The sequence below is a fragment of the Planctomonas sp. JC2975 genome (assembly GCF_012985205.1).
Classification (GTDB): Bacteria; Actinomycetota; Actinomycetes; order Actinomycetales; family Microbacteriaceae; genus Humibacter.
This window is the reverse complement of the sequence record NZ_JABEKS010000001.1, coordinates 2,701,904-2,716,047: the sequence shown is the minus strand read 5'-3', so window position 1 is coordinate 2,716,047 and position 14,144 is coordinate 2,701,904. Positions and strand designations below refer to the sequence as shown.

Here is a 14,144-nt window from a genome sequence, read left to right as displayed (position 1 = left end):
AGCGGCCGCACGGTTATGGACTGCTCAGTGAGCACCGTCAACCCCTTGGCGGGCCCCGTTTTTGGACGCATGCTGAACAAATGGCAGGAATCCCCTGCGATGAACCGAATAAATCCGGGCTTCGTGGTGTTGATAGATGCAAATGTCTGAATCGTTGAAGAACTCCAGCCGTGTCGCGGAGCAGTCCTCTGCGAGCACGACCACGCGGCGCAAACGCCCGAGCCGCGCCAAGGCCAAGCCGATCATGGATGCCCGTGCGAAGGTGATCTCTGCCTTCCCGTGGGCGCAGAACCTGTCGTATCTCGAGCAGCAGCAGTTCGCCGAGGAGCTCGCGCACCATCCGCGCGACCTCCCGAACGGCCAGCTCGAGGCCTTGATCGTGTCGTGGAAGCAGCGCGCCCGCCGAGCGGCATAGGAACCCGCCCGGCCACACCAACCGAACAAACCACCACCAGGCCGACCGACGTCGACGCTCACGAGCGCGGCGACGGGCGGCCTTTTCATGTGACGGATGCGGCGCGTGGCTCGCGGCGTTCCGCTCCCGTGCGCCTGAGACGATTCCCAGTCGACTGATGCCGCCGCACGCTAGCGTGCGGTTCCATGGGACTCGCCAGGGCAGCCGTCCGGATCGGAACGTCGCTACTGGTCGGTATCGCGGTGCTCGGTGCGGTCGCCGGATGCTCGGCCGCGGGATCCGCACCCACCGAGGGGCCGACATCCGTCTCGACGACGCCGGCGACGACGACACCGACCCCCAGCGCTACTGCGACGGCCGGCCCTTCGACGGTGGCGTTCGCATCGCTCGCCGTCGGCGCCTGTCTCACGCTGCCAGCCGGATCCGACCAGCAGGCTCCCGCGACCGCACCCGTCGTGCCGTGCGCGCAAGCCCACACCTCTGAGGTGTACGCGCTGCCCGGCCTGCCCGACCCCGCATTCCCCGGCGACGACACCGTGACGGCGCAGTCCGACGACGCCTGCCAGAACGCCTTCGCCGGATACGTCGGTGTCGACGTCTACGACACGCAGCTCAACTTCAGCACCTTCACCCCGAGCCAGGCCGACTGGGCAGCAGGCATGACCCACGCCACCTGCGTCGTGTTCTCCACGCAGGGTGACACGACGGGCAGCGTCAAGGGCATCGGCAGTGGGATGCCGCCGGTTGCCGGATGAGGTGATCCAGGGAGGTCTGGCTACGTGCGCCGCGACATCCAGATCGCCAGCCACACCGCTCCCGCGATCGCAGCAACGACGCCGAGTGCGACAGCTCCGAGGCCGATCGGGTTCTCCTCAGCGGCGATGCGGACGCGCTTGGGCACATTGAGCTTGTCCTGGAGCGCATCCAGCGTGGCGGCGAGCTCGGCCCTCGCTGCCGCGACGTCGGCTGCTGGATCGGATCCCTTGCCCTTCGCGGCACCCGCGGCGGCATCTCGCCGGACACCGCGGGACGCGTTCTGAGGGCTAGACCCCTGCCCGGTCGTCCCCGGGCCCGTGCTCCTCGGTTCAGCGGTCATAGTCGCCCAGCCCCTTCACCGCGTTGACGTCTTGCTTCACGCTCTCGATCGTCTCGGTCGGCGCGGGCGGCATGCCCCGTTTCAGCACGGCGACTCCGATGAGGATCAGCACCGCCGCGATCACGAGCAGGCCACCCGCCACGATGAGCGCCGCCAGCCATGGGGGCAGTGCAACGGCGATGCCGAGGATGGCAGCTGCCACGAGCGTGCCGAGCATGAAGAACAGCACGGCGCCCGCGACGAGGAACAGCCCGATTCCGATACCGGCGCTGATCGCCTTGCGGACGAGCTCCGCCTTCAGTTGCGCCAGCTCCGCCTTGAGCAGCGCCACCACCAGGCCGGGCAGCTCCTTGATCAGCTGGATGAGCGAGCGCTTGTCGCGCGTTCCCGAGCCGAACGGCCGAGTGCTCTCTGACATCAGGACGCCTGCCCGTCCGATCCGCTCGAACCGCTCCCGGATCCACTCGACTTCGACGCGGAGCCTCCGCCCGACTTGGCGCCCGACGACTTTCCGCCCGAGCTCTTGGATCCGCTCGAGCCCGATCCGCTCGCCTTGGCGCTACCCGACTTCGAGGCGGAAGAACCGGACCTGGACGACCCGGACCGTGCCGACCCGGACCGCGTGCCGGATGCGGACGACCTGGCAGCGCTGCTCCGCGATCCGTCCGAATTGGTCACGACCCGCTTGAGGCCGTCCGTCACGACCGTGCCCAGGTCGCCGATGCGATCGGCCGCGTAGTTCTGAACCGTGTGCACCTGCTTCTGCACGGTCGGAGATTCCCACACCCGCTGCGCAGCTGACTTGATCTGCTCGTACCGCTCTCGTCCGGCGCGGGTGCCGAGAACGTACCCGACCCCCAGCCCGACGACGAAGAGAACCTTGCCCTTCATGGTGCCCCCACCCTTGCCGCGTTCGGCCCTGTGTCGGACCGGGCCGCGCGGTCAGTTCTTGTCGGTTGCGTCTTCACCGGGCCCGTCTGCGTCGGTCCCGGCTGTGTCGGTCAGCGTCTTCCAGCGTAGTGCGCGGACGCGTTCGGCCGCCTTGCGCGCGTCCGGCACCACCGAGGCGAGTCCCGTCCCGGTCAGCCAGGAGCCGGTCACCTCGAGTCCGTCCACGCGGTCGACCGCGTCGCGCACCGCACCGATGCGCTCCCGCTCCCCCTCTGCGGCGACCGGGAGTGCGTTGGTCCAGCGCACCACGTCCGATGCGACGACATTAGATTCCGCTAGCGGAATATTCAAGAGGGTTGACGCATCGGCCACGGCGCGCAAGCGGACGGCCGGGCCGTCGAGGCCTTCCAGCGGGCTGGGCGATCCTGCTCGTCCGTACGAGAGCCGGAGCACGTGCCGGCCGGCGGGGAGCTGCTGCGCGACCCACGGCCATTTCGCGGTGACGTGCGTCATCGCTTTCGCTGAGACCTCCGAGGCCGGCACGGTCTCGGCCACGAGCATCCCTGTGCCGCGCGGGGCAGTGTCGAGCCGTGCATCGTCGATCACGAGAGTGACGATGTCCACCGTCGAGGCAGCGGGCCAGCCGAGGCCGGCGAGCGGTTCGAGTGTTGCGGATGCCTGTCCCAGCAGACGCAGAGCGGCATCCGACGGCACGGCGAGCAGCACCGCATCCGCGTCGATCGACTCGCCGTCGGCGAGCGTCACGCGCCAGGGGGCGGGACGGGCGGATTCCACCTCAGATCGAGCCGGCTTCTCGCCGCCGTCGGGCGCCGCGTCATCCGGCGCTGGGTCGCCGAAGACCTGGTCGACCGATGCGGCGAGCACATCGCCCGCGGTATCCGACGGCGCCAACCCGACCACGTCGACACCGGTGCGGAGCAGGGCACCGCGAGCGGTGGCATCCGCGGCGAGCACGTCGATGAGGCGGGCCATGCCGCCGATCAGTCCGCCGACGGCTGAGCCGGCCTTGGCCGACTCGCGCAGCGCGGCCACTGCGCCGGACAGCGAGCCCGTGCGTGTCAGCGCTTGGTTCAGGCCGGGGGCGGCGACAGCGACGTCGAGGTCGTACGGCGACGCGGAGTAGACGCCCGTCGTGACCGGGGCGACGAGCTCGTCGAGCACTGCGGCGCCCATGCGGCGACGTACGAGCCGGCCGAGATTGCGCTCTTCGCCGATCTTCAGCACGGGCATGAGCCGATCGAGATACGCGCGCAAGGCTCCGCCCCAGCCGATCGCGGCGATCACGTCGGACGCGAGCGGCGAGCTCGGTATGCCGAGCATTCCCGCCTTGGGCGTCGGGACGGCGCGCCCCGGCAGTTGCAGCCAGGCGCCCGCTGCGAGCGGGGTCACCACAGCCTCGGTCAGGCCTAGGTCGTCGATGAGGGCCGCGACATGTCCGCCGCGGGTGGCGAAGCTCTCTGCTCCGGCGTCGAGGGTGATGCCTGCGACCTCGTGGCGAGCGACGCTGCCGCCGAGCGTCGGCCGCTCTTCCAGAACGGTGACGTCGAATCCGGGACGCGCGATCTCCCGCGCGGCGACGAGCCCCGCAGCTCCGCCGCCGATGACGACGACGCGCGTCGGCGGATCCGTGATGGCGTGCTCGAAGGCGTCGCGTGCCGCTTCGTGCGCGGCACCTCCTGCGGTGTCGCTCATTCCCCGAGTCCGTGCACGAGCTCGACGATGCGGGTGAGCACCGTCGGATCCGTCTCGGGCGGAACACCGTGACCCAGGTTCAGCACGTGCGACGGCGCGCTTCGACCGCGCTCCACGACGTCGCGCACGTGCGCCTCGAGAACCGGCCACGGGGCATCCAGATAGGCGGGGTCGATGTTGCCCTGCAGCGGAACGATGTTGCCGAGTCTGCGACTCGCCTCGTCGAGCGGCACCCGGTAGTCGACGCCGATCACGTCGGTGCCGATGTCGTGCATGGCGCGCAGCAGCTCGCTCGTGCCGACTCCGAAGTGCACGATCGGCACGTTCCGCTCCACAGCGCGCGCCGACACGGCATCCGCGGCGTGTTCCGGGTCGGGATACGACAGGTCGCGCACGAACGACAGCGCGCGAGCGGATGCCGGCGCCACATGCCGTGTGTAATCCTCCAGCGACAGAGCGCCGGCCCACGAGTCGAACAGCTGCGCGGCGCTCGCGCCGGCCAATACCTGGGCGCGCAGGAACGTTCCCGTGACATCGGCGGCCCACGCCATGAGGGCGTGCCAGGTCTCCGGATCCGCGTGCATCAGGGTGCGGGCGCGGATGTGATCCTTCGACGGTCCACCCTCGACCAGATATGCGGCGAGAGTGAACGGCGCTCCCGCGAATCCGATCAACGGGGTGTCCCCCCGCTCGGTCAGCTCGGCGACCGTCGCGCGCACGCCGTCAGCGACGGGGGCGAGGGCCTCGGGGAGGACAGGAGGCAGGGCTGCGACATCCGCCGCCGTCCGCACTGGCTTGCCGAGCACGGGCCCCTTGCCGGGAACGATGTCGACGTCGACCCCCGCGAGCTTCAGCGGCACCACGATGTCGCTGAAGAAGATTCCGGCGTCAACGCCATGCCTGCGCACCGGCTGCATCGTGATCTCGCTGGCCAGCGCTGGATCGAGGCAGGCGTTCAGCATGCCGGTGCTGATGCGCAGTTCGCGGTACTCGGGCAGCGACCGCCCCGCCTGGCGCATGAACCACACGGGCAGCACGTCGGGCCGACGGCCGGAGTACGCGGTGATCAGGCGGGACCGCGAGGTGAGCCCCTTCACGAGCGGATGCTCGGCGCCGAGACCTCCTGACGGCCCGCGCTGGGCTGTGGTGCGGTCGATCCCGGGCTGCGCATCGGCGAAAGTCACGTACTCGATTCTCACACCCGCACCTGGACGGCCGTCGCGCGGCCGGAATCCGGCACAGCCTTCATGTCTGCGTACGAGGAACGCGGATCAGCCGGCGACGTCGCGCTCCTCTTCGCGTTCCATCGCGTCCTTCGACGTCGTGAATCGGAAGTACGCCCACACCCCGATGCAGAGCACGCCGAACGAGCCGAACACGGCGCCGAGGGCGATGGCCGGGCCGGTGAGATCGATCCACGACTCGGGCTGCGGCAGCACGACGACAGCGAAGATCACCGCAACGACCGCGTAGATGGCGAACCACGCCTTCTTCGACCACTCCCAGATCTCGTGACCCTCCAGGAAGTGCATCGGGAGCATGACCACAACGAGCTCGCTCATCGCCCCGACCATCACCGCGGAGAGCGACTCGGTTCCCAGCAGCTGCCAGTACGTCTCGTACGGTGCGGAGAGGATGCTGTACCAGATCCACGCTGCGACACCCACGGTGAGGAGCACGATGCACCTGGTCAGGGCCAGATGTCCGCGTTCGCGCCCGGTGCTGCTGAGCGCCATCAGCACCAGCCACGCGCCGAACAGCACGCCGGGCTCGAGGCCGAGCGCGCGGGTCAGGATGACGCCTCCGACGACGAACAGGATCCCGCCCGGCCGCAGCACCGGCGTCACCGTCACACGCAGCGAGGATCGCGCCAGCCTGCTCGTGATCAGCACCAGCACGAGGTCGTGCACGACCTGCGCCGTCACGAGCGCCAGCACGAGCCGGAGTCCGACGGCGTCGATCCCGGCGTTGGGATCCGCGAACGACAGGATGAATCCCACGATCACGGTGTAGAGCGCGACCCAGGCCCAGAATCCGCTGCGGTGCCCTGTGATGCGCGTGCCGAGCGGCCGCATGACGCGGCGCACCGGTTCGGCGAACCGGAAAATGCGCTCGTAGTTCTCACGGAGGGTCGCTTCCAGCAGCACGGCGGGAAGGGCGATGAGGAAGATCAGCCCGACGACGATCCCGCCAGCGGCCGCGGCCTGTGGAGGCCCGAGCTGGATCTGGCTCAGCGTCGGCAGCTGCGAGAGGATCGTGCGCTCCCCCGGATCGTGCTTCGCCGTGTTGTGCACCTCGTACGTCTTCGGGGCATCCGCCTGCGGGGATGCCGACGGCGACGGCTCGCTCGGAGGTGCCGCCGCCACCTGCTTGGCCGTCTCCGCTGGCGCGATCGGGGCAACCGCCGCAGCCGGCGAGGTCACCGTGAGCGGGAAGTCGCGTTCGTCGTCGGCGTATCCGGGAGCGCTCAGCCGTACGACCACGGTGTGGTCGCCGGCGGGCGTGTCGGCCGGGACGATGCTCGTCTGCCGGAATGTGCCTGCGGATCCCGACTGCAGGCGGGCGAGCACGACCGGCGTCGAGTGCAGCTCGATGGTGATGGACGCGGAGGCTGCCACGCCGTATCCGTTCACGATGATGGTGCCGCCCGGTGCGACGGTGCGGGATCCGAGCGCCGCGCCGAAGCGATCCGTGACGGTGAGGCTCCAGGATCCGAACGTCAGCAGCCCGGCAGGGTGCGCCGAGTCATCGCTGACCGTGAGCGAAACGGACTCGGTGTCCGAGACTCCGGCGATCGTCTCCGTCACGGTCAGGGTGTGCACTCCGACAGCGGCCGGCGGCAGGGTGCACGAGAAGGTGCCGTTGGGCGCGACGGACGCGGTGCAGCCGGTGCCGGCATCCGTGAGCGCGACAGTGACGGTCGCCGGGTAATGCGGGTCGTACACCGCGCTGCCGGAAACGACCAGACCAGTCGCCTCCGACGACGCGGAAATGGACTCCACCCCGGCGTGCGCACCCGTGACGCTCAGCACATCGGGCTTTTCGGGCGTCGGTGCAGGCGTGTCGTCGCGCACGCTCAGGGTGAAGCCTGCGGAGGCGCATGCCCCCGCGATCGTCTCGCGCACCGTGACCGGATACGAGCCGGGGCCCGTCCCGGGCAGCGTGCACGAGAACGTTCCATTGGCGGCGACGCCGGCCGAACAACTGCCGGCGCCCGAGACAGCGACGGATGCCGCATAGTGCGGGTCGTACACGGCCGTTCCGCTGATCGTGATCCCTGACGCCGCGGCCGACGCCGCAACGCGCATCACCCCGCCCGACACGTTCGCGATGGAGCGGATGCCGGGTGCCAGGGGGGCCGGAGGCGGCGTCGCGATGGTGAAGGTGGAGAATCCCAGCCGGCCACCGTCGTGGTTCCACCAGTCGTTGTCGTCGCCTTCGTTCCCACCGTCGCGGTGATCGTCGTCGGCGCGGCGGAAGACCTCGACGTGGTGGAGGCCCGGCGCGGTGATCGCGGATCCGGAGCACGACCAGGAACGCCCGGCGGTCGGCGTCGCGCACCAGGGACGCCAGTCGACGAAGACCACCAGTGCGGTGGCCGGTCCGCCCTGTCCGGCGATGGTGGAAACGGGTCCAGGCACCGTCGATCCGTCCGCCGGCGAGGTGATGACGACGGGAACCAGGTGATCTCCGTCTCCGGATCCGTCGTGGGCCGAAGCGGGGGCGATGCCCGCGAGGAGAGCAGGAGCGCAGAGCAGCGCTCCGATCAGCGCGGCCACGAGGATCCGACCTCTTCCCGTTCGCCCCCTCATGCGCGCCGGGTTCGTGCCGTGCGTCGGCCGCAAGCCGGTCGGAGTCGGAGGCGTCACATCCGGCGCGAGCTGCCCGGGCGAGGTCAGGACGTGGCGTTCCGCATCCGGGGACGGGCGGCGCCGTTGGGCAGGGAGCCGGGCCACGGCATCCTCCGATCGCCGAAAGGCACCCAAACGTGAGAGTTCCTCGCATTTTAAGATCGGGGACACCTGTCGGATATCACCCGTCCGGGGGTGGCCGATCGGATACCGCACGCCGGGATCCGCCCCGGACCCACCCGACCATCAGCGTCATGACGGTGAAACGCACAGTTTTCGCGGCGTACCATCTAACCCGTGCTTCTCTGCTTCACCGCGAGCCACCGCACGGCTGACTTCGAACTCCTCGAGCGGCTCGAACGGCACGCGGGTGACGTCGACGCTGCACTGCGAGCGCGCACGGATGCCTTCGCGGGCTCCGTCGTGCTGGCCACCTGCAACCGCTTCGAGGCCTACCTCGAGGTGACGGATGCCACCGCAGCGAATGCCGCCGACCTCGCCCTCGCCGCCGTCAGCGACGCCACCGGCGTCGCGTCCGATGAGCTGCGCGCATCCACAGCCGTGGTTCACCACCGCGCCGTCGCCGACCATCTCTTCTCCGTGGCCAGCGGTCTCGAGTCTCTCGTCGTGGGTGAGGGCGAGATCGCCGGACAGGTGCGGCGCGCCCTCGAGAATGCGCGACACCATGGCAGCTCGACCCGTGAACTCGAGCGCCTGTTCCAGAACGCATCGCGTGTCTCGCGCGACGTCAAGAACGGCACGAAGGTCGGGTCGGCCGGACGTTCGATCGTCCGCCTCGCCCTGGAACTCGCCGAAAGCCGCATCGCCGACTGGTCCACCGCCCGCATCCTGCTCGTCGGCACAGGCAACTACGCGGCCGCGAGCCTCAAAGCGCTTCGCGATCGCGGTGCAGAGGACGTGCGCGTCTGGTCGCGCACCGGACGAGCGCAGGCATTCGCCCTGAAGCACGAGATCACCGCGGTGGATCGCGACGGACTCGTAGAGGCCGTCGCGGCATCCGATCTCGTCGTCACGTGCAGCGTGGCCCCGACCGTGCTGCTCGACCGCGAGCTCGTGGAGAAGGCGAGCCACCTGCCGGATGCCGTCGTGCACCGGCTCATCGTCGATCTCGGCCTTCCGCGCAACGTCGACCGCGAGGTCGCCTGGGTCTCCGGCACCGAGCTGCTAGACCTTGAGACCATCGGCCTTCACGCACCGCTCGAAGACTTCACCGCCACCGACCGCGCGCGCGAGATCGTGAGCGACGCGGCCGCCGAGTTCGCCGCGAAGGGCGACGAGTTCACAGCAGAGCCCGCGGTCGTCGCGCTGAGGTCCCACGTGTTCGAGCTTCTCGACGCGGAGATCGAGCGTGCCAAGCGCCGCGGGGATCCGGAAGGCCAGGCAGAGGCCGCCTTGCGCCACCTCGTCGGAGTGCTCCTCCACACGCCGTCATCACGCGCCCGCGAGCTCGCAAGGGACGGCGAGGCGGAGGCGTTCATCGCCGGTGTGAACGCCGTGTTCGGCCTCGATTCGGAAGCACGGCCCACCCTGCGTATCGTTGCTGACGAAGGCACGGCATCCTGATCGGGCGGATGCCGTAGAAGCTTCCCGACGACGTGCGAGCGAGACTGTGCGACCCGTCGGGAGCATCGACGAGGGGACGGACCAGACCATGACATCCGAGACGACGATCGGGGCCGGATTGCTGGCACTTCCCTTCGAGACTCGCGAGATCGCCACCGAGCGACTGCGACTGCGCCCGCTCACCAAGGCGGACCTCGAGCACCGCAGCGAGAACTACCAGAAGCGCACGGATGTCGTCCGCTACCTCCGCTGGGAGGCGCACGACCACGACGAGCCGGCCAAGAACCTCGAGAAGCGCATCGCGCTGGAGCGCCTGTCGCGCGACGGCGACGGCCTCATCTTCGCGGTCGAGCTCAGCGCGACCGACGGCTCGACCGACCACCGCGTGATCGGCGACGTCAGCATTTCCGTCAAGAGCGCGAAGGACGCCCAGATGGAGATCGGATGGGTGTTCCATCCGGCCGTCCACGGTCGCGGCTTCGCCACCGAGGCCACAACGGCCCTGCTCGGTATCGCCTTCGGCGAGCTCGGGGCACATCGCGTCTACGCGGAACTGGATGCCGCGAACGAGGCGTCCGCCCGCCTGTGCGAGATCCTCGGCATGACGCGCGAGGCACTGCTGCGGGAGCGCGACAACATCGAGGGCGAGTGGCACGATGTCGCCATCTTCGGCCTTCTCGAGTCGGAGTTCACGGCGGCACAGCAGAGCTAGGGAGAGGGCCCGGTGACCCTGCACCTGGTGCACGCCCTCCCGTCGCCCGGCTAGATAACTCAGCGGACGGGCCAGACGAGCGCGCCGCTCTCCAGCGACGTGAGCAAGTCCGCGAGCCATGCGCGCTCGGCGCGGCGCCGCGCCAGCTGGTACTCGTGCTCCGACAGGAAGATCGGGTTCGTCGCCTCGGCATTCGCGTTCCGGAGCGCGGTCTCGTCCGCTTCCAAGGTTGCGGACATCCGTTCGAGACGACCGCCGAGGAGTTCGATCGTCTGCTCCCGGCCCAGCGGATACATGAAGCTCAGTGCCGCGGGCAATCCGTCGGCGTCGGAGTCGTCGGAGAGGGTTTCCTGCAGCCACGCGGTCAGAGCGGCAGCCCCCTGAGGCGTGATCGCGAAGCGCGTGCGGTCCGGACGGTTGCCGTCTCGGTCGGTCCCGCCGCTGTCGATGAGACCCGCCGCGTCGAGGCGACGGATCGCGTCGTACAGCGACGACGTCTTCACGCCGGGCAGCCGGTCGTACGCACGTTCCTCGATACGGCGGCGCATGGCGTATCCGTGGAGCGGCTCCTCGGTCAGCATGCCGAGCACGACGACGGCGAGCGGCGTGCGCAGTTGTCGTCGGGACACCATCCGAGGGTATCAGAGTTATAGTTGAATTCGATTAGTTGAAATCAACTATAGGAGCGTGCATCATGAGTTCCGTTCGGTCAGCTCTCATCGTCGGCGCCGGTGTCGCCGGCCCGGCAGCTGCTCTCGCTCTCGCGAAGGTCGGCATCCGTTCCACGATCGTCGAATCGCATCCAGGGCCCGCCGACGGCGTCGGTGCCGTCATCACGCTCGCGTCCAACGGCTACGACGTACTGCGAACCCTCGGGGTGGCCTCGTCCGTGGATGCCGAAGCACAGCGGACCTTCGAGGTTCACATGTCCGATGCGGGCGGGCAGACCTTCGCCCGGTATCCGAGCAGCGGTTTCGTCATGGCACGAGACGCACTGTCCGGCATACTCGCCGACCATGCCGCTCGGGCCGGATCCCGCGTCGAATACGGTCGTCGGCTCGTCGGTGCCGAGGCTGCGTCCGACGGGGTCGTCGCCCATTTCGAGGACGGCGCCGAGCTCGCGACGGACCTCGTCGTGGGCGCGGACGGCATCCATTCCACCGTGCGCGGCATCATCGATCCGGACGCCCCCGATCCCGTCTACGAGGGCGTCCTCGGTTTCGGTGGGATCACGGACGCGGGCGCCACGTCTGCCGACCCAGGGGTCATGAACTTCGCCTTCGGCCGGCGGTTCCTCGGCTACTGGAGACTGCCGGACGGACGCATCTGCTGGTATGCGGCACTTCCCCGTGCGGAGGAGACCTCCTGGCGGCAGATCGAGGGGACGCCGAGCTCGTCGTGGCTCGCTCGGCTGCGTGCCGAGTACGCCGGCCTCTACCCGGCAGAGGACCTGCTCGCCCTGTCCACGCCGGACGACCTGGTCACCACGGGTCCCATGCTGCGCATGCCACCGGTTCCGCACTGGCATGGTGCTCGTCGGCGATTCCGCTCATGCGCCGTCCTCCACCTCTGGACAAGGGGCATCGCTGGCGCTGGAGAGTGCGCTCGAGCTCGCCAGGTGTCTTCGGGACCTGCCTGACATCGGCCTGGCCATCAGCACCTACGAAGACCTTCGACGTCCTCGCGTCGAAGCGGTCGCCGAGATGGCCGCAGCAGCGAACCGAAACAAGGCCGGCAAGACCTCGGAGGCACCGGTCGTCACCTTCGATCCCTCCGACCATCGCATCGAGTTCGAAGAATCGGTGGCACAGGGAAGCGCGCGTCAGGCGGGATGACGAGCGGATGACGATCCGACGCGATGTTCGCGGCGGCACCGACTTCGGTATCGCCTATGAACCAGCGGGGCGATTCGCCGGGGCTGCTTCACGGATCCGGTGCACGATGGGGCAATGAGCGATCAGCAGGGATTCCCCGAACCGCTCGGCGACGGGGGCGGAACCGGCGGTGATGACGGATCAGGCGGACCGGATGGTTCGGAAGATCCGGACACGGCGCGCAAGGGCATCCGCGGTCGCACGATCGCGATCATCGTCCTGGCGGTCGTTGTGGTCGCCCTGCTCGTACTGATCGCCGTCATGGCGTTCGCGAACGGGAGCAAGGGATCGCCGACGTCGAGCCCGACGGTCACGCCCACCGCGAGCCCGACGCAGACGAGTACGGCGACTCCCACCTCAACGGCCACCTCGGGTGCGACGCCCACGTGCTCGGTGGACGACCTGTCCGTTACGCTCGGAACCCCGAGCGGCGCGGCCGGCAGCGAGTACCTGCCGATCGACTTCACCAACACGTCCTCGAAGGCGTGCGAGTTGCACGGGTTCCCCGGCGTCTCGTTCGTCGGCAACGGGAACGGCACGCAGCTCGGCGCGCCGGCCGACTGGGACACGTCGCAGACCATCGTGCAGAACACGCTCCAGCCGGGAACCGTCGTGGTGTCGAACCTCAAGATCGCGCAAGCGGGCAACTACGACCCGAGCGAATGCCAGCCCCTCGCGGCCGACGGGCTGCGCATCTATCCGCCGCACTCCACGAAAGCCGTGTTCGTGAAGGCGTCGAACCTGACCGCCTGCCAGAACGCGAACGTGCATCTGCTCACGGTCATTTCTCCGGTCGCTCCCCCGCAGTAGACGTAGCGCGGAAGCCGTGCGGACCGCCGCCCGACCACGACGAGGAACCGCCGCTCGACGGTGTCCACGAAGCCGCTGGGTGACCATTTCGGCCGACGAACCGGCATACCCCCGTCATTCCCGCCACGACTAGCGTTGTCGTATGGCGGGCGGGGTCAAGACGGCTTTCATCATCGGCGGCACCGGACAGATCGGGGCCGCAACGGCTCGCCGGCTCGCCGAGCACGGCTGGTCGGTGATGATCGCCCATCGCGGCGCTCACGAGGGTGATTCGATGCTGACCGACCTCGACGTGACCACCGTGCGCCTCGACCGCAATGACACGGAGACGCTCATCCCGCTCGCCGACGGCCACGACCTCGTGCTGGATGCCGTGGCCTACGAACCGCGGCACGCTCAGCAGCTCGCGCAGCTGGCCGGGCTGGTCGGATCCCTCGTCGTCATCTCTACCGGCGCCGTCTACCAGGATGCCGACGGACGCAGCCTCGACACGGCGACCAGCGAGGATGCCATGCCGCGCTTCCCCGACCCCATCGACGAATCGCAGCCCACCGTCACGGAAGGCGCCCCGACGTACGGCGTGCTCAAGGCGCGGCTGGAACGGACGCTCCTCGATGCGGACGAGCTGCCGGTGAGCATCCTGCGGCCGGGCGCGGTGCACGGACCGTTCAGCGTCGCGCTGCGCGAGTGGTACTTCGTGAAGCGGGCACGCGACCATCGCGAGCAAGCGGTGCTCGCCTACGACGGCACGAGCCGGTTCAGCCCGACCTCGACGGCCGCGATCGCGGAGCTCGCGCGGCTGTGCGCAGAGGTTCCCGCCAAACGCGTGCTCAACGTGGCCGACGACGACGTGACGGTGGCGGACATCGCGAATGCCGTGTTCGACGCGATGGGACACAGCGTGGAACTCGTCCCCGTTCCAGGCGCTCCGGCGCGCGGCGTGGGCAGCACGCCGTGGTCGACGCCGCATCCGATCGTGCTGAGCACGCGCCGCGCCGAGGACGAGCTCGGGTACACGGCTCCCGCGCCGTACCGTACGGCGGTGCACGACGACGTCGAATGGATCGTCGACGTCGTCAACGGGGCGAACCGGCGCCAGACATCCTGGCGCGCGCTCTTTCCACATCTCGTGCGGCGATACGGTGCGGATGCCTGGTTCGACTACGAAGCGGAAGACGAGTTCCTCGCGCATCGCTGA

14 protein-coding genes are annotated in these 14,144 nt (G+C 69.2%); 7 read left to right on the top strand and 7 right to left on the bottom strand.

Features of this window, described 5'->3' with window-relative positions; all coding sequences use genetic code 11:
- Positions 1 to 142: 142 nt before the first annotated feature.
- On the top strand, positions 143 to 415 hold the full coding sequence (locus tag HII28_RS12415) for a hypothetical protein (protein WP_170025671.1): 273 nt from the start codon (positions 143 to 145) through the stop codon (positions 413 to 415).
- A gap of 185 nt (positions 416 to 600) precedes the next feature.
- A complete protein-coding gene (locus HII28_RS12410; RefSeq protein WP_170025670.1) occupies positions 601 to 1,170 on the top strand; it encodes a septum formation family protein in 570 nt (189 codons plus the stop codon).
- A 20-nt stretch (positions 1,171 to 1,190) separates the two neighbouring features.
- Here HII28_RS12410 and HII28_RS12405 read toward each other — a convergent pair whose 3' ends face one another.
- The 6 genes from HII28_RS12405 to HII28_RS12380 all read right to left on the bottom strand — a co-directional run bounded on the left by HII28_RS12405 (position 1,191) and on the right by HII28_RS12380 (position 7,894).
- A complete protein-coding gene (locus HII28_RS12405; RefSeq protein WP_170025669.1) occupies positions 1,191 to 1,511 on the bottom strand; it encodes a DUF3618 domain-containing protein in 321 nt (106 codons plus the stop codon).
- Entirely contained in the window at positions 1,501 to 1,929 is a 429-nt protein-coding gene (locus HII28_RS12400; protein WP_170025668.1) for a phage holin family protein, read from the bottom strand. The genes HII28_RS12405 and HII28_RS12400 overlap by 11 nt, the downstream gene beginning before the upstream one ends.
- Positions 1,929 to 2,402, bottom strand: a complete 474-nt coding sequence (locus HII28_RS12395; protein ID WP_170025667.1) for a YtxH domain-containing protein — start codon at positions 2,400 to 2,402, stop codon at positions 1,929 to 1,931. The genes HII28_RS12400 and HII28_RS12395 overlap by 1 nt, the downstream gene beginning before the upstream one ends.
- 51 nt (positions 2,403 to 2,453) lie before the next feature.
- Positions 2,454 to 4,115, bottom strand: a complete 1,662-nt coding sequence (locus HII28_RS12390; protein ID WP_170025666.1) for an FAD-dependent oxidoreductase — start codon at positions 4,113 to 4,115, stop codon at positions 2,454 to 2,456.
- Positions 4,112 to 5,272 carry a uroporphyrinogen decarboxylase gene (gene hemE / locus HII28_RS12385; protein WP_170026124.1) on the bottom strand — a complete coding sequence of 387 codons (1,161 nt, stop codon included), beginning with the start codon at positions 5,270 to 5,272 and terminating at the stop codon, positions 4,112 to 4,114. Before hemE ends, HII28_RS12390 begins: the two co-directional genes overlap by 4 nt.
- Before the next feature lie 114 nt (positions 5,273 to 5,386).
- Positions 5,387 to 7,894, bottom strand: a complete 2,508-nt coding sequence (locus HII28_RS12380; protein ID WP_170025665.1) for a hypothetical protein — start codon at positions 7,892 to 7,894, stop codon at positions 5,387 to 5,389.
- Between the two features lie 369 nt (positions 7,895 to 8,263).
- Between HII28_RS12380 and HII28_RS12375 the strand changes: the two genes are divergently transcribed.
- Positions 8,264 to 9,550, top strand: coding sequence for a glutamyl-tRNA reductase (locus tag HII28_RS12375; RefSeq protein WP_170025664.1), 1,287 nt, complete (start codon positions 8,264 to 8,266; stop codon positions 9,548 to 9,550).
- A gap of 88 nt (positions 9,551 to 9,638) precedes the next feature.
- The gene (locus HII28_RS12370; protein ID WP_170025663.1) at positions 9,639 to 10,262 is read left to right on the top strand and encodes a GNAT family protein; all 624 of its coding nucleotides are present in this window, start codon (positions 9,639 to 9,641) and stop codon (positions 10,260 to 10,262) included.
- A 59-nt stretch (positions 10,263 to 10,321) separates the two neighbouring features.
- On the opposite strand, the gene HII28_RS12365 is transcribed toward HII28_RS12370, so the two are convergent.
- Positions 10,322 to 10,891: a PadR family transcriptional regulator gene (locus tag HII28_RS12365; protein ID WP_170025662.1), complete on the bottom strand. Its 570-nt coding sequence runs from the start codon at positions 10,889 to 10,891 to the stop codon at positions 10,322 to 10,324.
- A gap of 65 nt (positions 10,892 to 10,956) precedes the next feature.
- Between HII28_RS12365 and HII28_RS12360 the strand changes: the two genes are divergently transcribed.
- From HII28_RS12360 to HII28_RS12350, 3 genes are all read left to right on the top strand, one after another.
- Positions 10,957 to 11,901, top strand: coding sequence for an FAD-dependent monooxygenase (locus tag HII28_RS12360; protein WP_170025661.1), 945 nt, complete (start codon positions 10,957 to 10,959; stop codon positions 11,899 to 11,901).
- 310 nt (positions 11,902 to 12,211) lie between these two features.
- Positions 12,212 to 12,946: a DUF4232 domain-containing protein gene (locus HII28_RS12355; RefSeq protein WP_170025660.1), complete on the top strand. Its 735-nt coding sequence runs from the start codon at positions 12,212 to 12,214 to the stop codon at positions 12,944 to 12,946.
- Positions 12,947 to 13,088: 142 nt separating this feature from the next.
- Positions 13,089 to 14,144 (top strand): NAD-dependent epimerase/dehydratase family protein, encoded by a 1,056-nt coding sequence (locus HII28_RS12350; RefSeq protein ID WP_170025659.1) that lies wholly within the window; start codon positions 13,089 to 13,091, stop codon positions 14,142 to 14,144.